Source organism: Nonomuraea sp. NPDC050691 (assembly GCF_040654455.1).
Lineage (GTDB): Bacteria > Actinomycetota > Actinomycetes > Streptosporangiales > Streptosporangiaceae > Nonomuraea.
Genome location: NZ_JBFAIA010000070.1, coordinates 1 through 18,135, shown reverse-complemented (window position 1 = coordinate 18,135; position 18,135 = coordinate 1). Strand labels below are relative to the sequence as shown.

Sequence of the window (18,135 nt, the reverse complement as noted above, 5' to 3'; positions counted from 1 at the left end):
GCCTATCCCGCCAGGGCGCGGGTGAGGCGGGCGCGGGCCGTCACAAGGGAGGGGCCGTACCAGGTCAGGTCGCGCCCGCTGACCAGCGCGCACCGCAGGCCGGGGAAGCACTCGGGGCCGTCCCCGGCGTGGAAGGCGTACGGCTCGTCGGGCAGCACCACCAGGTCGGGTGCCCGGGCGGCCAGCTCGGCGAGCGGCACCTTGGGGTAGCGCTCGGCGTGCCCCGCGTACAGGTTGTCCACGCCGAGCCGGCGCAGCACGTCGCCGGTGAACGTGTCGCGTCCCACCACCATCCAGGGCCGCCGCCAGATGGGGACGACCGCCGTGCGCCGCGGCCCCTCCTCCGGCTTCCGCCAGACCTCGCGCGCCTCGTGCAGCCAGGCGGGCGGCTCGGTGCGGCAGGCCTCCGCGAACATCCGTTCCAGGGAGGCGAACGCCTGGTCCAGGGTCTCGATCCTGGTGACCCAGACGGCCAGGCCGGCCGCGCGCAGGGCGGCGATGTCGGGCTCGCGGTTCTCCTCGGCGTTGGCCAGCACCACGTCGGGGCGCAGCTTCCTGATCACGTCGAGGTCGGGGTTCTTGGTGCCGCGCACGCGCGTGACGTCCAGGCCGGCGGGGTGTGAGCACCAGTCGGTGGCGCCGGCCAGCGCGCCGGGCATGGTTGCCGCCACGGACTCGGTGAGCGACGGCACGAGGGACACGATCCTGGTCACGGCCCCGGGCACCCGCACGGCCGCCCCGGTGTCGTCCCGTACGCCCGGCTCCGTCATCGCCGCCTCCTCATCGCATGCCGCTCCTGCCCATCCTCCCCTGTTCGGCGTCACGCCCGCCTGACCGAAATTGAGTGAAATACAGTGAATTCTTAGCCGAATGTGCGCGGGTCCTCCACAAGCTGCATAACGAATCCGTAGAATCCCCCATAAAGATCATTACGTCTGGATCGGGGGATCTCCGGTTGGAGCGAGAATCGCTGGGCTTCGATCCGAACACGCCCAACGTCGCCCGGCTGTACGACTACTACCTCGGGGGCAAGGACCACTTCCCGGCCGACCGTGAGGCCGCCGAGAAGATCCTCGCCGTCGCGCCCGAGGTGCGTCTCGCCGCGCGGGCCAACCGGGCGTTCCTGGGGAGGGCCGTCCGCTTCCTGGCCCAGACCGGGGTGACGCAGTTCCTCGACATCGGCACCGGGTTACCCACCCAGGGCAACGTGCACGAGGTCGCCCGCGAGGCCGCGCCGGGGGCGCGCGTGGTCTACGTGGACCGTGACCCCGTCGTGCTCGTCCACGCCCGCGCGCTGCTGGCCGACGACGCCAACACCGTCGTCGTCGAGGGCGACGTGCGCGACCCCGGCGGCATTCTGAAGAACCCCGACGTGACGGGGCTGCTGGACTTCAGCCGGCCCGTCGCCGTGCTGCTCGTCGCGGTGATGCACTTCGTGTCCGAGGACGAGGGCCCGGAGGAGATCATCGGGGCGCTGCGCGAGGCGATGGCACCCGGCAGCTACCTGGTCATGTCGCACGGCACCAGCGACGCCCGGCCCGATGCCGTGGACAAGGGCGTCGAGGTCTACCGGAGCGCGACCTCGCCGCTGACCCTGCGCAGCCGCGAGCGCGTCAGGGAGCTGTTCGGCGGGTTCGACCTGGTCGAGCCGGGCATGGTGTGGCTGCCGCAATGGCGGCCGGACGAGACCGACATGATCGACTTCGCCGACGACCCGCAGTCGTCGCTCATCGTGTGCGGAGTCGGCCGCAAGAACTAGCGGACCTGTCCGCTGGTTCTCGCGGACCTGTCCGCTGCTTCTCGCGGACCTGTCCGCGCCGGCGCGACGCCCCGGCGCGGACCCCGGCGAGCGGTTACTTCAGGGCCGCGAGGGCGGCCTCGTAGTCGGGCTCCTGGGTGATCTCCGGGACCAGCTCGGAGTGGATCACCTTGTTGTCGCCGTCGAGCACGATCACCGCGCGGGCGGCGAGACCGGCCAGCGGCCCCGACTCCTGCGCGACGCCGTACTCGGTCAGGAACTCGCGGCCGCGCATGAGCGACAGCATGACCACGCTGTCGAGCCCCTCCGCGCCGCAGAAGCGCTGCTGCGCGAACGGCAGGTCGGCCGACACGCACAGCACCACGGCATCCGGGTGCTCGGCGGCGACCTGGTTGAAGCGGCGCACCGAGGCGGCGCAGACACCGGTGTCGACGCTCGGGAAGATGTTGAGCACCTTGACCGAGGAGCCGAACGACTCCAGCGTGACGTCGCTCAGCCCCTTGCCCACCAGGCTGAACCCGGGCGCCTCGTCACCCTGCCGCGGGAACGTGCCGCCCACCGTGACCGGGTTGCCCTTGAACGAGATCTCGGACATGAGAAAACCTCCTGTTAGCTGTGGTCCCCGGTGGCGATCCTATCGGCGGGCCGAGCGGTCGCCCCGGGGCAGCCCAGAGTCTCCTCGACGTGTCCTCACACGTTTCGCCGGTACTGGCCCCCCGCCTCGAACAGGGCCTCCGTGATCTGGCCGAGCGAGCACACGCGCGCCGCGTCCATCAGCACCTCGAAGGCGTTCGAGCGGGACATGGCCGCCTCGCGCAGCCGGGCCAGCGCGGCCGGAGCCTCGGCCCGGTGCCTCTCGTGAAAGGCGTCGAGCCGGTCGAGCTGCGAGCGCTTCTCCTCCTCGGTGCCCCGGGCCAGCTCCAGCTTCCGCTCGTGCGGCTCGTCGCCGCGCGGGTTGCGGAAGGTGTTGACGCCGATGATCGGCAGCGAGCCGTCGTGCTTGCGCATCTCGTACAGCATCGACTCGTCCTGGATGCGCCCGCGCTGGTAGCCCGTCTCCATGGCGCCCAGCACGCCGCCCCGGTCCGACAGCCGCTCGAACTCGCTGAGCACGGCCTCCTCGACCAGGTCCGTCAGCTCCTCGATGATGAACGAGCCCTGCAGCGGGTTCTCGTTGCGGGCCAGGCCCCACTCGCGGTTGATGATGAGCTGGATGGCCATGGCCCGGCGCACCGAGTCGGCCGACGGCGTGGTCACCGCCTCGTCGAAGGCGTTGGTGTGCAGGCTGTTGCAGTTGTCGTAGATGGCGATCAGCGCCTGCAGGGTGGTGCGGATGTCGTTGAAGTCCATCTCCTGGGCGTGCAGCGACCGGCCCGAGGTCTGGATGTGGTACTTGAGCTTCTGCGAGCGCTCGGCGGCGCCGTACCTCTCGCGCATCGCGACCGCCCAGACGCGCCGGGCCACCCGCCCGAGCACGCTGTACTCGGGGTCCATGCCGTTGGAGAAGAAGAACGACAGGTTGGGCGCGAAGTCGTCGATGTCCATGCCGCGCGCGAGGTACGCCTCGACGTAGGTGAAGCCGTTGGCCAGAGTGAAGGCGAGCTGGCTGATCGGGTTGGCCCCGGCCTCGGCGATGTGGTAGCCGGAGATCGACACCGAGTAGAAGTTGCGCACGCCGTTGGCGATGAACCACTCCTGGATGTCGGCCATCATCCGCAGCGAGAACTCGGTGGAGAAGATGCAGGTGTTCTGCCCCTGGTCCTCCTTGAGGATGTCGGCCTGGACCGTGCCTCTGACCGTGGCCAGCGTGCGGGCGCGCAGGTCGCGCGCCTCCGCCTCGGACGGCTCGCGCCCCTGCTCCGCCCGGAACCGGTCGAGGGCCTGGTCGACGGCCGCGTTGAGGTAGAAGGCCAGGATGGTGGGCGCGGGCCCGTTGATGGTCATCGACACGGACGTGTTGGGCGCCGCCAGGTCGAAGCCGTCGTAGAGGGCCTTCATGTCGTCGAGCGTCGCGATCGACACCCCCGAAGTACCGACTTTTCCGTAGATGTCGGGGCGGAGGTCGGGGTCGTGGCCGTACAGCGTGACCGAGTCGAACGCGGTGGACAGCCGCGTCGCCGGCTGCCCCTCCGACAGCAGCTTGAAGCGCCGGTTGGTGCGGAACGGGTCGCCCTCCCCCGCGAACATCCGGGTGGGGTCCTCGTCGTCGCGCTTGAACGCGAACACGCCGGCGGTGAAGGGGAAGCGGCCCGGCAGGTTCTCCGAGCGCAGGAACCGGAGCAGGTCGCCGTGGTCGCTGTAGCGGGGCAGCGCCACCCGGGGGATGCGGTTGCCGGACAGCGTCTCGCGCCACAGCGGCGTGTGGATCTCCCGGTCGCGCACGCGGACCACCAGCTCGTCGGCGGTGTACTGCTCGCGCGTGGCGGGCCAGGAGTCGAGCAGCGCCCGGCTCTCCTCCGACAGCTCGCTCTCGGCCCGCTCCTCCAGACCCGCCAGCCGCTCCTCGCCGCCGCCCTTGCCGTCGCGCCGGCCGCTGTCGTCGTCGCGCTTCAGGAGCGCGCGCACGGCGGCGACCTGCTGGCGGCGGCGGGCCGCCTCGGCCTGGGCGAGCGTCTCGGCGTGGTAGCCGCGGACGGTCTCGGCGATCTCCGCCAGGTAGCGGACCCGCGCGGGCGGGACGATCGCCTCGGACGTCTCGGAGGTACGGCCGCGCACCGGCGCCAGCAGCCCGGATCCGGCCGGCAGGCCCTTGTCCACGAGCATCGTCTTGATGTGCTGGTAGAGGGCCGTCACCCCGGCGTCGTTGTAGCGGGCGGCGATCGTGCCGAACACCGGCATGTCGTCGGGCGAGACGCCGAACGCCTCCCGGTTGCGCACGAGCTGCCGGCGCACGTCGCGCAGCGCGTCCTCGGCCCCGCGCCGCTCGTACTTGTTGATCACCACGGCCTCGGCGAAGTCGAGCATGTCGATCTTCTCCAGCTGGGAGGCCGCGCCGAACTCCGGGGTCATGACGTAGATCGGCACGTCCACGTGCGGCACGATCCCGGCGTCGCCCTGACCGATGCCGGGCGTCTCCACGATCACCAGGTCGTAGCCGGCGGCCCGGCAGGCGGCGACCACGTCGTCGAGGCAGGCGGGCACCTCGTTGGGGGCGCCCCGGGTGGCCAGCGAGCGGAAGTAGGTCTGGGGGCCGAGGCTGTTCATGCGGATGCGGTCGCCGAGCAGCGCGCCGCCCCCGCGCCGGCGGGTGGGGTCGATGGCGATGACGGCGATGCGCAGCTTGTCGTCGTTGTCCACGCGCAGCCGCCGTACCAGCTCGTCGGTGAGCGAGGACTTGCCGGAGCCGCCGGTGCCCGTGATGCCGAGCACGGGGGCGCGCACCCCGGTCAGCAGCTCCGCGTCACCCGCCGCGGGCTCGCCCTCCGCTCGGGACCCGCCGGCCGCGCGCAGCCCGTCGAGCAGCCCGGCCGGCGCGCGGCCGGACTCGATCAGCGTGATCGCGCGGGCCAGCGCGGGCTGGTCGCCCGAGACCACGGCCTCCACCGACGGCGGGTCGCCCAGCTCGACGTCGCACTCCTCGACCAGCTTGTTGATCATCCCGGGCAGGCCGAGGCGCTGGCCGTCCTCGGGCGAGAAGATCCGGCTGACGCCCCGGGAGTGCAGCAGCTCGATCTCCTCCGGCACGATGACGCCGCCGCCACCTCCGTACACCTTGACGTGCCCCGCGCCGCGCTCGCGCAGCAGATCGACCAGGTACGTGAAGAACTCCACGTGCCCGCCCTGGTAGGAGCTGACCGCGACGCCCTGGACGTCCTCCTGGATGGCGGCGGTGACGATCTCGTCCACCGACCGGTTGTGCCCCAGATGGACGACCTCGGCACCCTGCGACTGGAGGATGCGGCGCATGATGTTGATCGCGGCGTCGTGGCCGTCGAACAGCGCGGCTGCCGTCACGAAGCGGACGGGATGGACCGGTACGTGCACGCCTGATCACTCCTCTTTGAGCGGCCTACCCTCAAGATACTAGGACGTCCTACTATTTCCTGTCGCGTGGCGGGTACAGGACAGGCATGCGCGCACTCACCTTGCGGCCGGACACCCGCGGGTCGCTCCGCGTCGAGGACGTGCCCGATCCCGAGCCGGGCCCCGGTGAGCTGCTCGTCCAGGGGCTGGCCCTGGGCATCTGCGGCACGGACCGGGAGCTGGCCTCCGGCGAGTACGGCTTCTGGCGGGGCGAGAAGGACAGCATGATCCTCGGCCACGAGTCGCTCGGCCGCGTGCTCCGGGCACCGGAGGGGTCCTCCTTCTCCCCCGGCGACCTCGTCGTGGGCGTGGTGCGCCGGCCCGACCCGGTGCCGTGCCCGGCCTGCGCCCGGGGCGAGTTCGACATGTGCCGCAACGGCCGCTACACCGAGCGCGGCATCAAGGCGCTCGACGGCTTCGGCAGCGAGCTGTGGACCGTGGAGGAGGACTACGCGGTGCGCATCGACCCCCGGCTGGAGCGGGTCGGGGTGCTGATGGAGCCGACCTCGATCGTGGCCAAGGCGTGGGAGCACATCGAGCGCATCGGGGCGCGGGCCTGGTTCGAGCCGCGCACGGCGCTCGTCGTCGGCGCCGGGCCGATCGGCCTGCTGGCCGCCCTGCTCGGCACGCAGCGCGGGCTGGAGGTCCACGTCGTCGACCGCACCACCGAAGAGCTCAAGCCCGACCTGGTGCGCTCGCTCGGCGCCGTCTTCCACTCCGGCAGCTCCCTGGAGCCGGTGCGCGACCTGCGCCCGGACATCATCGTCGAGGCCACGGGGGCGGGCACGATGGTCCTCGACTCGATGGTGATGAGCGGTTCCGCCGGCATCGTCTGCCTGACCGGGGTCTCGGCCCCCGGCAAGGTGCTGGACGCGGACGTGGGGCGCATCAACCGGGACATGGTGCTGGAGAACGACGTGGTGTTCGGCTCGGTCAACGCCAACCTGCGCCACTTCCGGGCCGCGGGTGACGCGCTGGCGGCGGCCGACGGCGCCTGGCTGGAACGGCTGATCACCAGGCGGCTGCCGCTGGAGCGGGCGCCGGAGGCGTTCGAGAAGCCGGGCGACGACGTCAAGCTGGTCATCGACCTCACCACCGGCTGACCGGCGGCCTCGCGCAGGGGACGTCAAGGCGCGTCAAAGGGGCGTCAGGGAATCGTACGGGCGGCTCTCGCGTACGTCAGCGTCTCGACTCGTACGGGCGGCGGCGGGCGGCGGGATGCTCTCGGGGAGGCCCGCCGATGACGACGGGGACCCGCTCGCCGGCATTCTCGTGCCCGGGGCCTGACCAGGCGGTGTCAGGGTCGGACCAGGCGGGATCAGGGTCGGTCCAGGTGGGGTCGGCGTCGGTCCAGGACAGGCCGTGGTCGCCGCGTGATGGCGCGTTCCAGGGCCAGGCGAGGCGGCGATGGGTGCCGCGGCGGCGTCCCGCGAAGCGTAAGGAGAGCACGATCGTCGTCAGCACCATGACCGCGAGCAGCGCGTGGGGTGTGCCCAGCACGTCGAACACCGACCCCTGGGGCTCCCGCGCCCGGGGCGCCGGCGCGAACGGGTGCTCGGTGGCCCGGATCTCGCTCGGCGTGGCGTCGGCCTTGACCAGGCGCGGCAGGCCGTACCCGACGACCTTGTCGGTCTCGCGGACCTTGCGCTTGAGCCAGACGCGGTCGACGTTCGCCTCGATGGTGTGGATCTTGCCGCCGGAGACGCTCTCGACGATGCCGACGTGGTCGATGCCCTGGTAGCTCTTGCCGCCCTTCCAGTCGAAGAAGACCAGCGCACCCGGCTCGGGCGTGGACGACCAGGCGCCCTGCTTGATGAACCACGCGGCGTGGGACGGCGTCCAGGCGAAGCTGCCGACGTGGTCCACGATGCCGGCCCGGTCCGCCGCCCAGGCGATGAACATGTCGCACCAGGGCGCGTCCCGGTACTGGGCGTCCTGGACGCGCTCGGCGTACCAGTGGCCGAACTTGGTGTTCTGGCCGTCCTTCTCCCGGTAGCCGATCTCCTTACGGACCTGTCTCAGCAGAGCTTCCGCGATGGGATCCAGCGCGACTCCTCCCAGAAAATCCGGACGATCACGATGTACGGTAATCGCCGCGCGGCGAGCGCGAGCCGTGCACCGCGAAAGTGGCGAGCTCTGAGAAGAAAAAGGACTCCTGTGACGGAAGTGACGGAGTTAGGACCCCGCGCCCACGCGCCAGACCTGCTCGTCGCCCGTGCCCGGCGCCACCACGTCGGCCACGATCACGGTCACGTTGTCCGGCGAGCCGCCCTCGTTGGCCAGGTCGATGAGGCGCTGCGTGGCCAACGCCGGGTCCGGATGCGTGGTGAGCACCTCGTGCAGCATCTCGGGACCGAGCACGGCCGTGAGGCCGTCGGAGCACAGCAGGTAGCGGTCGTCGGGCTCGGCCTCGCGCAGCGCCATGTCGGGCTCGGCCCGGCCCTCGCTGCCGAGCACCCGCAGCACCATGGAACGCCGGGGATGAACGGCGGCCTGATCCTCCGTTATCCGTCCTTCGTCCACCATCGACTGCACAAGTGTGTGATCCTTGGTCATCTGGTAAAGAGCACCATCGCGAAGCAGGTATCCGCGGGAGTCACCGAGATGAGCCAGGGCGAACCGGTAACCGTCCCAGAGCATGGCGGTCACCGTGGTCCCCATTCCCCTGCGTGCCGGGTCGATCTCCGCCAGTTCGACCAACCGGCGCGCCGCCTCGTGCACGGCGCCCTCGAGGGCGGCCTCCAGGTCGGCGCCAGTCTCGGGAAGCGTGGCATCCAGCTCGCGCATGACGGCGATCGCCGCCGAGCTCGCGAGCTCGCCGGCCGCGTGGCCGCCCATCCCGTCAGCCACCACGAGCAGCCGGCCGCTCGCGTAGCCGGAATCCTCGTTCTGCTCCCTGCGGCGCCCCACATCTGATCCGGCGGCATAGCGGATGTTGTGCTTCATACCTAGCAGTAAATCATTGGTTGAAAGACTTCACAAGCAGATGCGCTGAAGACTCTTGTGAACTACTGTGGTCGCATGAGCCACGACCCGACCGTGAACGCCGGGGACATCGCCCGGCTCGCGGGGGTCGGGCGCGCCGCGGTGAGCAACTGGCGACGCCGCCACGACGACTTCCCCCGTCCCGTGGGCGGAACCGCGAACCAGCCGCTTTTCTCGTTGCGGCAGGTGGAGGCGTGGCTGCGGCGCTATGGGAAGTCCTACCAGGTATCCCTGGGAGATCGTGTGTGGCAGCGCCTGAAAGCTGCCGGAGATCTACGCCTGGGTGACCTTGTGGCCGAGGCGGGTGAGTTTCTTTCCACCGGGAGCGCCGAGCTGGACCCCGAACTGGCCGAGCTGGTGTACGAGCTGGGCGAGCGGCACGGGCGGCTCACGGCGTACGAGTTCCTGTGCGAGCGCTACCTGGAGGCGCACTCGCGCCAGCTCTCGGTGACCCGCGAGGACGTCGCCGAGCTGATGGTCCGCCTGGTCGGCGCCACCCCTGCCGCCGACGGCCACCTCACGGACGGCCACTCCACCGACGCTCTCTCCACGGACGACCACTCCGCGGAGAGCCGTCCCGCGCACGGCCGTCCCACGGCGGTCCTCACCGCGGCGTCCGACGGACACCGCGCGGCACCCGGCGGCCGGATCGTCGGCGACCTGGTGGCCGGCGGCCCGGCGGGAAGCGAACCGCCGGCGGGAAGCTCCGCGCGGAGCGGCTCGACGGGGCACGGCGGCCCGGCCGGGATCGAGGCGCCGGCCACGATCCTGGACCCCGCGTGCGGCGTCGGCACCCTGCTGCTCGCCCCCAAGGCCGCCCGCCTGCTCGGGCAGGACCTCAGCGGCGCCTCCGCCCGCATCACCGCGGCCAGGCTGCGCCTGCGCGGCGCCGACGCGCGTATCGTCCCGGGCGACGCCATCCGCCACGACGCGTTCGCCGGGGAGAAGGCCGACGCCGTCCTGTGCGACCCGCCGTTCAACGAGCGCGCCTGGGGCTACGAGGAGCTGACCGGCGACCCGCGCTGGGAGTACGGCCTGCCGCCGCGCGGCGAGCCCGAGCTCGCCTGGGTGCAGCACTGCCTGACCCACGTCAGGCCGGGCGGTCTGGTCGCCATCCTCATGCCGCCCGCCGCCGCGAGCCGCAAGGCGGGCCGCCGCATCCGGGCCAACCTGCTGCGGGCCGGCGCCCTGCGCGGCGTCGTCGCGCTCCCCGGCTCCGACCTGTGGCTGCTGCGCCGGCCGCGCGCGGGCGAGCGCCCGCCGTCCGACGTGCTCATCCTCGACGCGACGGCCGACCTGTCCGCCGTCGAGCCGGCCTGGCGCGCCTACCTCGACGACCGCTCCGACCGTACGGTGCGCATCATCGACCTGCTGGCCGACGAGGTGGACATGACGCCGGCCCGCCACCAGCGCCGCGACGACGTCGGCCGGGCCTTCACCGAGGCGCGCGACCGCTTCCTCGCGGCCGCCGCGGCGCCGCCCGACCTGAAGGTGCTGGACCAGCCGCTCGACCAGCCCGCCACCACCGTCGGCGACCTCATCAAGGAGGGCCTGGTCACGGTGCTCCAGGCGCCGCCCAAGATGGCCGCCGACGGCGGCGACCTGCCGGTGCTGACGGCCGACGACGTGGCCGGCGGCACGCCGCCCTCCGGCCGGGCGGCCGCCCAGCAAGGGCTCGTGCAGGTGCGCCCCGGTGACGTGGTGGCCTCCTACTCCAGCGTCCGGGTCATGGCCGAGGGCGGCTGCGTGCTCGGGCCCCATCTGACGCTCTACCGGGTGGACCAGCGCCGGCTCGACCCCGACTTCCTGGCCGGCTTCCTGCGGGCGGCCGGGGGCCGCGTGACGACCGGTTCCAGCCGCTTCGACGTGCGCCGCACCCGCCTGCCGCGCCTGACGCTGAAGGAGCAGAGCGCGTACGGCGAGGCGTTCCGACAGCTGGCGGTGCTGGAGGACGCGCTGCGTGAAACCTCCGCCCTGGGGCAGACGCTGATCCGTCTGGGCCTCGACGGGCTGGCCGACGGCCACCTGCACCCGCCTGCTCATGGCCTGACTCCGTGAGACGGGCTCGGTCGAGGGCGCGTCCTCGCGCGACGGTGTAGTTTTTCCGGAAAGGCGGCATGGAGGGGCGAATGGTCATCGGCGACCGCTATGTGCTCGACCACTTCCCCCTCGGGCAGGGCGGCATGGGAGCCGTCTACGCGGGCCACGACCGCCACCTCGACCGCCGCGTCGCGGTCAAGCTGCTGCGGCTGCCGAGCGGGCCGGACGGCGAGCTGGAGCGTCGCTTCATCCGGGAGGCGCGCATCCTGGCCCGGCTGGAGCACCCGGGCGCGCCGGTGCTCTACGACTTCGGCACCCACGAGCAGCGGCTGTTCCAGGTGATGCAGTTCATCGAGGGCGTCACGGTGGCCGACGTGCTCAGCGAGCACGGGCCGCTGCCGGTCCCCTGGGCCGCCACGATCGCCGCGCAGGCGTGCGCGGTGCTGTCGGCCGCGCACGCCCTGGCGATCTGCCACCGCGACCTCAAGCCGACCAACCTCATGCTGTGTCCCGACGGCAGCGTGAAGGTGCTCGACTTCGGCCTGGCCATGCTGCGCGAGGCCGACGTCACGACGTTCACCCGGATCGGCCAGATCCTCGGCACGCCCGCCTACATGGCCCCCGAGCAGATCCAGCGGGGCGTCGCCGAGCCGCGCAGCGACCTGTACGCGCTCGGCTGCGTGCTGCACGAGATGCTGACCGGCCGGCAGCTCTTCACCGGGCCGACGGACTACGTGGTGTTCGAGAAGCAGGTCAAGGAGCGGCCCCCGGACATCCCGGGCCTGCCGGCCGGGCTCGGCGCGCTGCTGTCGGAGCTGCTGGAGAAGCGGCCCGACCAGCGGCCCTCCGGGGCGGAGGAGCTGTACGAGCGGCTGGAGCCGTACGCGGTGGGGCTGCCCATGCTGCCCGGTTTCCTGGCCAAGGCGCCGAGCCCGGGCCGCATGTACGCGCGGATGGTCGGCCGCGTCCTCAGCGACTGAAACGCTTCATAACGGGCGCCGGGGTCAGGGGGCGTCGGGCAGGACGCCCTCGATGGCGGTCACGGCGTGGGCGCGGTGCGCGGCCAGCGCCCGCACGGTCCCCTCGGCGTCGCGGCGGCGCAGCAGGTCGAGCGCGGCCCGGTGCTCCTCGATGACCCGCTCCCTGTTGGCCGGCTCCCCGTAGTAGACGGAGCGGTAGGCGTCGGTGGAGTCCCACAGCGTCCTGATCATCCGGACCATGCGCGGCAGCCCGGACGCCTCGAAGATCGTCATGTGGAAGCGGCGGTTGGCCGCGGCCATCGCCAGCACGTCGCCCGCCGCGGCGGCCTCCTCGACCTCCGCCTGTGCCCGCTCGGCCTCCCGGAGGGCCTCGTCGGTGAACCGCCCGGCCGCCCGGCGCACCGCCTCGGCCTCCAGGATCTCCCGGATGAGGTAGACCTCGCGCAGGTCGTCGAGCGAGAGCCGCTCGACGAAGTAGCCCCGGTGGGCCTGGTAGGTGACCAGGCCCTCGCCCTGCAGCGTCTTCAGCGCCTCGCGCAGCGGGACGCGGCTCACGTCCAGCTCCTCGGCCAGCGCCTCCTGCCGGATGGGGTCGCCGGGACGCAGCCTGCCGGTGGTGATGGCGCGCCGCAGCTCCCCCAGGACGAACTGCTGCGCCGTGGGCGGCCTGCGCCGCCCCCCGGACTCGGCCGTGACGCCCCTTGCCGGCCCTTCTGGCGTGGTCATTGGCCCAATATCTCACGGACCCACTGATCGTCCTGTCCGAGCGACGGGGGCGCCAGGCGGTACTCCGGGGGCGTGAGGCCGAGGCCGATGGGGTTGGCCACCTGAGTGGCCGGTCCCTCGCCGACCAGCGGGCTCAGGCCCAGCTCGGTGGCCAGGGCGAAGGCGTCGGCCATGGTGTTGATCGGCCCGCAGGGCACCCCGGCCGCGGTCAGGGCCGTGAACCACGCGCCGGCTGTGCGGGTGGACAGGGCCCGGTCCAGCTCGGCGCACAGCTCCTCCCGGTGGGCGACCCGGCCGGAGTTGGCGGCGTACCTCGGGTCCGCCGCGAGGTCGGCGCGCTCGAGGGCCTCGCACAGGGCGCGGAACTGCCGGTCGTTGCCGGCCGCGATGACGATCGGCCGGTCGGCGGCCTGGAACACCTCGTACGGGACGATGCTGGGGTGCCGGTTGCCCATGGCGGAGGGCACCACGCCGGCGGCGGCGTACCCGGAGGCCAGGTTGGTCATGGCCGACAGCAGCGACGACAGCAGTGAGACCGTCACCCGCTGCCCCTGCCCGGTGGCGTCGCGGTGGCGCAGCGCGGCCAGCACGCCGAGCGCCGCGTGCAGCCCGGTGATCACGTCCACGAGGGCGACGCCCGCCTTGGTGCCGGGCCCGTCCGCTTCGCCGGTGACGCTCATCAGCCCGCCGACGGCCTGCACGATCAGGTCATAACCGGGCAGCTTCGCGCCCTCGCCCTCGCCGAACCCGGTGATGGAGCAGTAGACGAGCCCCGGGTTGACCGCGCGCAGCGCGTCGTGGCCGAGCCCGAGGCGGTCCATGGTGCCGGGCCGGAAGTTCTCGACGAGCACGTCGGCGCGGCCGGCGAGGGCGCGGGCCACCTCGGCGTCCGCCGGGTCGCGCAGGTCGAGGGCGATGGAGCGCTTGTTGCGGTTGACGGCGAGGAAGTAGGTGGCCTCTCCCCCGGCGTGCGGCGGGCCCCATGAGCGGGTGTCGTCGCCGGCGCCGGGCCGTTCGACCTTGACGACGTCGGCGCCGAGGTCGGCGAGGATCATGGTCGCGTACGGGCCGGCGAGCACCCGGCTGAAGTCGGCCACGAGCAGGCCGGACAGCGCCCCGCTCACGCCGGCGCCCCGAGGTAGACGGTGACGGTCTGGGTGAAGAACTCGCGGGCGGCCCGTCCCTGCTCCCTCGGCCCGAAGCCGCTGAGCTTGCTGCCGCCGAACGGCACCCAGGGGAAGGTGCCCGCGGACTCGGAGTTGACGTGCAGCACGCCGACGTCGAGGTCGTCCACGGCCCGAGGCGCGGCGCCCAGGTCGCGGGTGAAGATCGCCGCCGACAGTCCGTGCTCGCTGTGGTTGGCCAGCCGCAGCGCCTCCTCCGGGCCCGAGGCGCGCACCGCGCCGACGACCGGTCCGAACAGCTCGGTGCTCCACACGTCCAGGTGCGTGCCGGGCAGAGCCAGCACGGTGGGCGGGGTGAACCAGCCCTCGGCGAGCCGCCCCTGGCTGTACGGCCGGCCGCCGGCCAGCGGCTCGGCCCCGTCCTTGACGGCCCGCAGCACGCCCGCGGCCACGCGCTCCCGGGCCGCGGCGCTGACCAGCGGACCCGTCTCCACGCCGTCCTCGACCGGGTCGCCGACGACCAGCTCCTCGGCCTTGGCGGCCACCTTGCGCAGCAGGTCGGCGGCGACGGCCTCCTCGACCACGAGGCGGGAGGTGGCCGTGCACTTCTGCCCGGTGGACCGGAACGCGCCGAGGCACACCTGCACGGCGGCGTGGTCGAGGTCGGCGTCGGCGAGCACGACGGCGGCGTTCTTGCCGCCCATCTCGGTCTGCACGGGCTTGGCCAGCTCGCCGCAGCGGGCGATGACGGCCCGGCCGACCTCGGTGGAGCCGGTGGGCTTCCACACGACCGTGTTGCCGTAGGTCAGGGCGGGCCCGATCTTCCAGGCGGGGATGGCGATCGGGAAGTTGGACGGGGTGATGAGGCCGGCGACGCCCACGGGACGGCGCATGACGAGGAGGTTCTCGCCGGGGCGCGGGGAGGCGTAGATCTCGCCGCTCTCGCGGTCGGCCTCGGCGGCGTAGTAGCGCAGGATGCGGGCCGAGCCGCGCACCTCGGCGACCGCCTCGGGGAGCGTCTTGCCCTCCTCGCGGCTCAGCTCGCGGCCCCACTCCTCGGCGGCCGCGTCGATGAGGACGGCGGCCCGGGCGAGGACGGCGGCGCGCTCGTGGTGTGGGGTGGCCCGCCAGGCGGGCGCGGCGTCGCGGGCGGCACCGACGGCCAGCTCCACCTCGTCGGGTGAGGCGGCGCGCCCTCGGGCGACGATCTCGCCGGGGGCGGCGGGGTTGGTGTCGGCGAACTCGGCGCCGGATCCCTCGATCCAGCGGCCGTTCACGAGGTTCAGCAGCTCCATGGTCAGCTCACCCTATCTGTACCATATTGGACATTCAATATTGGATCCAAAATACATTGGAGCGCTCATGCACCCCTCCGCTCTCTTCGCCCTCGACAGCCTCCTCACCGACGAGGAGCGCGACATCCGCGAGACCGTCCGCCAGGTCTGCGACCGGGAGATCCGGCCGAACGTCGCCGGCTGGTTCGAGTCGGGCGAGCTGCCCGCGCGCGAGCTGGCGCGCACGCTCGGCTCGGTCGGCGTCCTCGGCATGCACCTCGACGGGTACGGCTGCGCCGGCCTCGGCGCCGTCGCGTACGGCCTGGCCTGCCTGGAACTGGAGGCCGCCGACTCCGGCCTGCGCAGCCTCGTCTCCGTGCAGGGCTCGTTGGCCATGTACGCGATCTGGAAGTACGGCAGCGAGGAGCAGAAGCAGGAGTGGCTGCCCGCCATGGCGGCCGGGGAGCGCATCGGCTGCTTCGGACTCACCGAGCCCGACTTCGGCTCCGACCCGGGCGGCATGCGCACGACGGCCAAGCGCGACGGCTCCGACTGGGTGCTCACCGGCACCAAGATGTGGATCACCAACGGCTCGATCGCCGACGTCGCGGTCGTCTGGGCGCGCACCGAGGACGGCATCCGCGGCTTCCTCGTCCCGGCGGGCACGCCCGGCTTCGCCGCGCACGACCTCAAGCACAAGGTGTCGCTGCGCGCCAGCGTGACGAGCGAGCTGGTGCTCGACGGCGTCCGGCTGCCCGCCGAGGCGATGCTGCCCGGCGCCAGGGGGCTGTCCGGTCCGCTCGGCTGCCTGAACGAGGCCCGGTTCGGGATCGTCTTCGGCGCGATGGGCGCCGCGCTCGACTGCCTGGAGACGGCGCTGGACTACGCCGCCTCCCGCGAGGTGTTCGCCCGGCCGCTCGCCTCCTTCCAGCTCACCCAGGCCAAGCTCGCCGACATGACGCTGGAGCTGGGCAAGGGCCTGCTGCTGGCGGTGCACCTCGGGCGGCTGAAGGAGCGGGGCGAGATCACCCCCGAGCAGGTGAGCGCCGGCAAGCTCAACAACGTGCGCGAGGCCCTCGGCATCGCGAGGACCTGCCGCACGCTGCTCGGCGCGAGCGGCGTCACCCTGGAGTACCCGGTGATCCGCCACGCGGTGAACCTGGAGTCCGTGCTGACCTACGAGGGCACCTCGGAGATCCACGCGCTGGTCATCGGCAAGGCGCTCACCGGCCTGCCCGCCTTCCACTAGGACCGGCCGCCCACCGGGAGCGGCTGCGCTCAGAACGTCTGCCAGGTCGTCCCGGCGACCTGGCAGAGCCGTCCGCGGTGGACGCGCATGGCGCCTGCGGCCACGTCCAGGCTGATCACCGCGAGCGTCTCCCAGCGCTGGTCGAGGGGCAGCCCCGGATCCGGGTGGGCGCACACCGGCGCCACCGGGGCGTGACAGGTCATCGCCCCGGCCCGCGCGGTGAGGTCCGGGTCGGCCAGGCCGCCCGCCCGCTCCTCCAGATGGCGCAGCCGGGCGTACGTGCCGGGCCGCTCGGTCCCGAGGTCCTCGCCCCGCGCCAGCTCCGGGTCCAGGAAGTGGTTGGTGTGCAGGAGCACGCCGTCGATCCCGTTCACCCCGGCCTCCACCACCCCGACGCCGGCCGGGCAGATCTCCAGCGCCCTGACCCCCTCCAGGGTCACCACGATGACGACCGTGGACGCCGACGTCCGCGCCGAGCGGGCGATCTCCGTGGCCTCGTCCAGCGTGGCGGCCTCGTCGAGGATCCGGCGCGCGACCAGGTGGACGGGCACGCCGACCTCCGCGTGGTCGGAGCGGTGGCGCAGGATGTTGAAGTGGACGCCGAGGCCGGCGCCGTTGACGCCGATCTTGGCCAGCACCCCGGCCTCGGTGAACGTGCGCACCCGGCGCCCGTCGCCCGTCTCGAAGGCCCACAGCAACGGCGCGTCGCGCAGGTGGTCGTGCCAGTCCCAGGTCTGGACGGTGCGGGGCGGCCGGCCGGCGTCCAGCACGACGGCGGTCGAGCACTCGCCCTCGCCGCGGTCCCGCACGGCCGCGAGGATCTCGGTGCGGGCGTTGACGGCCGCCACCTGCCAGGGCTCCAGGCCGCAGCCCGCCGCGATGCCGCCGATCTCCTCGGCCAGCGCCGGCGCCCAGGCGGCCGTCGCGGCCAGCGCCCGCTCGGCCAGCTCACGGACCCGCCCGGGCCCGGCCCCGCACGCCTCGAACAGCCGCAGGTAGCCGTCGTGGTTGGCGCGCACGGCGTCGTCCCAGCAGGCCCCGAACTCCCTGCCGCGACCGCCCGGGTCCAGGTGCGAGGAGGTGAACGCGGGAAACCTGGTCACAACGCCACCTCCGGGCGTACGTCCTGCCCTGCCGGGCCCGGGCGGGGGTCCACCTGGTCCATGAGCGCGGCGAGCGCCGGTTCCGCGTCGCGGCGGACCCGCGCGCGCCGCGCGTCGTCGATGTCCTGGCTCAGCTTGAACATGCTGCGCTCCCCCGTCACCCGTACCCGGAAGGCGACCACACCGGACACGATCCCGGCGAAACGCGTTCGGGGCCCGCTAGCATCGGGGGGCGTGGGCCCAGACGAGCCGGCCACCCTCTTCACCGTCGCCAAGACGGCCGGGGTGTCCAAGACGACCGCATCCGACGCGCTCAGGGGCTCGGGCCGGGTGTCCGCGCAGACCAAGGCCCGGGTACTGGAGGCCGCCGCCGCCCTCGGCTACGTGCCCAACGGCTCGGCCCGGCACCTGCGCCGCGCGAGCACCGGCACCATCGGCCTGCACGTGCCGGAGGTGCTCACCCGGTCCGTCTACTACATGGCGTTCGTGTTCGGCGTCGTGCAGGGCGCGGCCGACAACGACTACGACGTCACGCTGATCACCTCGGGCCGCCGCACGCCGCGCGTCGACGGACTCGTGCTCGGCGACCCGCTGGCCGACGACCCGCTCGTGGCCAGGCTCATGGGCGCAGGGCTGCCCACGGTCACCTGCGAGCGCTTCCCCGGCGCGGGCCGGGCCGACGGCGTCGTCCTGTCGCAGCACGCCGACACGGTCGGCGCGCTCATGGACCACCTGAGCGCCTCGGGCGCGAGCCGGCCCGCGCTCATCGTGGCCGGCGACGCGAGCGACTGGGCCGCCGCCGTCCACGGCGGGTTCCGCGAGATAGGTATAGAACACCTCTGAACAGCAGTCACCTAATCAGAAATATGGGA

The 18,135-nt window shown here is 72.7% G+C and carries 16 protein-coding genes; 6 read left to right on the top strand and 10 right to left on the bottom strand.

What is annotated here, in order from left to right; translation table 11 throughout:
* Positions 1-2: 2 nt before the first annotated feature.
* Positions 3-770 (bottom strand): helical backbone metal receptor, encoded by a 768-nt coding sequence (locus AB0H81_RS24105; protein ID WP_358378537.1) that lies wholly within the window; start codon positions 768-770, stop codon positions 3-5.
* A 185-nt stretch (positions 771-955) separates the two neighbouring features.
* On the opposite strand from AB0H81_RS24105, the gene AB0H81_RS24100 reads away from it, so the two are divergent.
* A complete protein-coding gene (locus AB0H81_RS24100) occupies positions 956-1,759 on the top strand; it encodes an SAM-dependent methyltransferase (RefSeq protein ID WP_358378534.1) in 804 nt (267 codons plus the stop codon).
* Between the two features lie 94 nt (positions 1,760-1,853).
* On the opposite strand, the gene tpx is transcribed toward AB0H81_RS24100, so the two are convergent.
* Positions 1,854-2,354, bottom strand: a complete 501-nt coding sequence (gene tpx / locus AB0H81_RS24095) for a thiol peroxidase (protein WP_358378532.1) — start codon at positions 2,352-2,354, stop codon at positions 1,854-1,856.
* A 95-nt stretch (positions 2,355-2,449) separates the two neighbouring features.
* Entirely contained in the window at positions 2,450-5,743 is a 3,294-nt protein-coding gene (gene icmF / locus AB0H81_RS24090; protein WP_358378529.1) for a fused isobutyryl-CoA mutase/GTPase IcmF, read from the bottom strand.
* 86 nt (positions 5,744-5,829) lie between these two features.
* Between icmF and AB0H81_RS24085 the strand changes: the two genes are divergently transcribed.
* Complete coding sequence (locus AB0H81_RS24085; protein WP_358378526.1) at positions 5,830-6,885, top strand: glucose 1-dehydrogenase; 1,056 nt, start codon at positions 5,830-5,832, stop codon at positions 6,883-6,885.
* Between the two features lie 76 nt (positions 6,886-6,961).
* On the opposite strand, the gene AB0H81_RS24080 is transcribed toward AB0H81_RS24085, so the two are convergent.
* Positions 6,962-7,783 (bottom strand): CHAP domain-containing protein, encoded by an 822-nt coding sequence (locus AB0H81_RS24080; protein ID WP_358378592.1) that lies wholly within the window; start codon positions 7,781-7,783, stop codon positions 6,962-6,964.
* Between the two features lie 174 nt (positions 7,784-7,957).
* The gene (locus tag AB0H81_RS24075) at positions 7,958-8,728 is read right to left on the bottom strand and encodes a protein phosphatase 2C domain-containing protein (protein WP_358378523.1); all 771 of its coding nucleotides are present in this window, start codon (positions 8,726-8,728) and stop codon (positions 7,958-7,960) included.
* A 75-nt stretch (positions 8,729-8,803) separates the two neighbouring features.
* Between AB0H81_RS24075 and AB0H81_RS24070 the strand changes: the two genes are divergently transcribed.
* Both AB0H81_RS24070 and AB0H81_RS24065 read left to right on the top strand, forming a co-directional pair.
* Positions 8,804-10,825, top strand: coding sequence for an N-6 DNA methylase (locus AB0H81_RS24070; protein WP_358378520.1), 2,022 nt, complete (start codon positions 8,804-8,806; stop codon positions 10,823-10,825).
* Positions 10,826-10,896: 71 nt separating this feature from the next.
* Complete coding sequence (locus AB0H81_RS24065; RefSeq protein WP_358378519.1) at positions 10,897-11,787, top strand: serine/threonine-protein kinase; 891 nt, start codon at positions 10,897-10,899, stop codon at positions 11,785-11,787.
* A gap of 24 nt (positions 11,788-11,811) precedes the next feature.
* Here AB0H81_RS24065 and AB0H81_RS24060 read toward each other — a convergent pair whose 3' ends face one another.
* Genes AB0H81_RS24060 through AB0H81_RS24050 form a run of 3 tightly spaced genes read right to left on the bottom strand, consistent with a single transcriptional unit; the run spans position 11,812 to position 14,932 of the window.
* Positions 11,812-12,513, bottom strand: coding sequence for a GntR family transcriptional regulator (locus tag AB0H81_RS24060; protein WP_358378517.1), 702 nt, complete (start codon positions 12,511-12,513; stop codon positions 11,812-11,814).
* Positions 12,510-13,637, bottom strand: a complete 1,128-nt coding sequence (locus AB0H81_RS24055; RefSeq protein ID WP_358378515.1) for a CoA transferase — start codon at positions 13,635-13,637, stop codon at positions 12,510-12,512. Before AB0H81_RS24055 ends, AB0H81_RS24060 begins: the two co-directional genes overlap by 4 nt.
* Entirely contained in the window at positions 13,634-14,932 is a 1,299-nt protein-coding gene (locus AB0H81_RS24050) for an aldehyde dehydrogenase family protein (protein ID WP_358378512.1), read from the bottom strand. The genes AB0H81_RS24055 and AB0H81_RS24050 overlap by 4 nt, the downstream gene beginning before the upstream one ends.
* Positions 14,933-14,999: 67 nt before the next feature.
* Here AB0H81_RS24050 and AB0H81_RS24045 point away from each other — a divergent pair, with 67 nt between their 5' ends.
* On the top strand, positions 15,000-16,160 hold the full coding sequence (locus tag AB0H81_RS24045) for an acyl-CoA dehydrogenase family protein (RefSeq protein WP_358378509.1): 1,161 nt from the start codon (positions 15,000-15,002) through the stop codon (positions 16,158-16,160).
* A gap of 29 nt (positions 16,161-16,189) precedes the next feature.
* On the opposite strand, the gene AB0H81_RS24040 is transcribed toward AB0H81_RS24045, so the two are convergent.
* Positions 16,190-17,263 (bottom strand): C45 family peptidase, encoded by a 1,074-nt coding sequence (locus AB0H81_RS24040; protein WP_358378506.1) that lies wholly within the window; start codon positions 17,261-17,263, stop codon positions 16,190-16,192.
* Positions 17,260-17,454 (bottom strand): hypothetical protein, encoded by a 195-nt coding sequence (locus AB0H81_RS24035; RefSeq protein WP_358378503.1) that lies wholly within the window; start codon positions 17,452-17,454, stop codon positions 17,260-17,262. Before AB0H81_RS24035 ends, AB0H81_RS24040 begins: the two co-directional genes overlap by 4 nt.
* Before the next feature lie 43 nt (positions 17,455-17,497).
* Between AB0H81_RS24035 and AB0H81_RS24030 the strand changes: the two genes are divergently transcribed.
* Positions 17,498-18,106 (top strand): LacI family DNA-binding transcriptional regulator, encoded by a 609-nt coding sequence (locus tag AB0H81_RS24030; protein WP_358378500.1) that lies wholly within the window; start codon positions 17,498-17,500, stop codon positions 18,104-18,106.
* The last annotated feature ends 29 nt before the right edge of the window (positions 18,107-18,135 follow it).

Coding starts and splice junctions, on each gene's coding strand:
- AB0H81_RS24105 (WP_358378537.1), bottom strand. CDS start 770: ATGACGGAGCCGGGCGTACGGGACGACACCGGGGCGGCCGTGCGGGTG.
- tpx (WP_358378532.1), bottom strand. CDS start 2,354: ATGTCCGAGATCTCGTTCAAGGGCAACCCGGTCACGGTGGGCGGCACG.
- AB0H81_RS24085 (WP_358378526.1), top strand. CDS start 5,830: ATGCGCGCACTCACCTTGCGGCCGGACACCCGCGGGTCGCTCCGCGTC.
- AB0H81_RS24075 (WP_358378523.1), bottom strand. CDS start 8,728: ATGAAGCACAACATCCGCTATGCCGCCGGATCAGATGTGGGGCGCCGC.
- AB0H81_RS24070 (WP_358378520.1), top strand. CDS start 8,804: ATGAGCCACGACCCGACCGTGAACGCCGGGGACATCGCCCGGCTCGCG.
- AB0H81_RS24065 (WP_358378519.1), top strand. CDS start 10,897: ATGGTCATCGGCGACCGCTATGTGCTCGACCACTTCCCCCTCGGGCAG.
- AB0H81_RS24060 (WP_358378517.1), bottom strand. CDS start 12,513: ATGACCACGCCAGAAGGGCCGGCAAGGGGCGTCACGGCCGAGTCCGGG.
- AB0H81_RS24050 (WP_358378512.1), bottom strand. CDS start 14,932: ATGGAGCTGCTGAACCTCGTGAACGGCCGCTGGATCGAGGGATCCGGC.
- AB0H81_RS24045 (WP_358378509.1), top strand. CDS start 15,000: ATGCACCCCTCCGCTCTCTTCGCCCTCGACAGCCTCCTCACCGACGAG.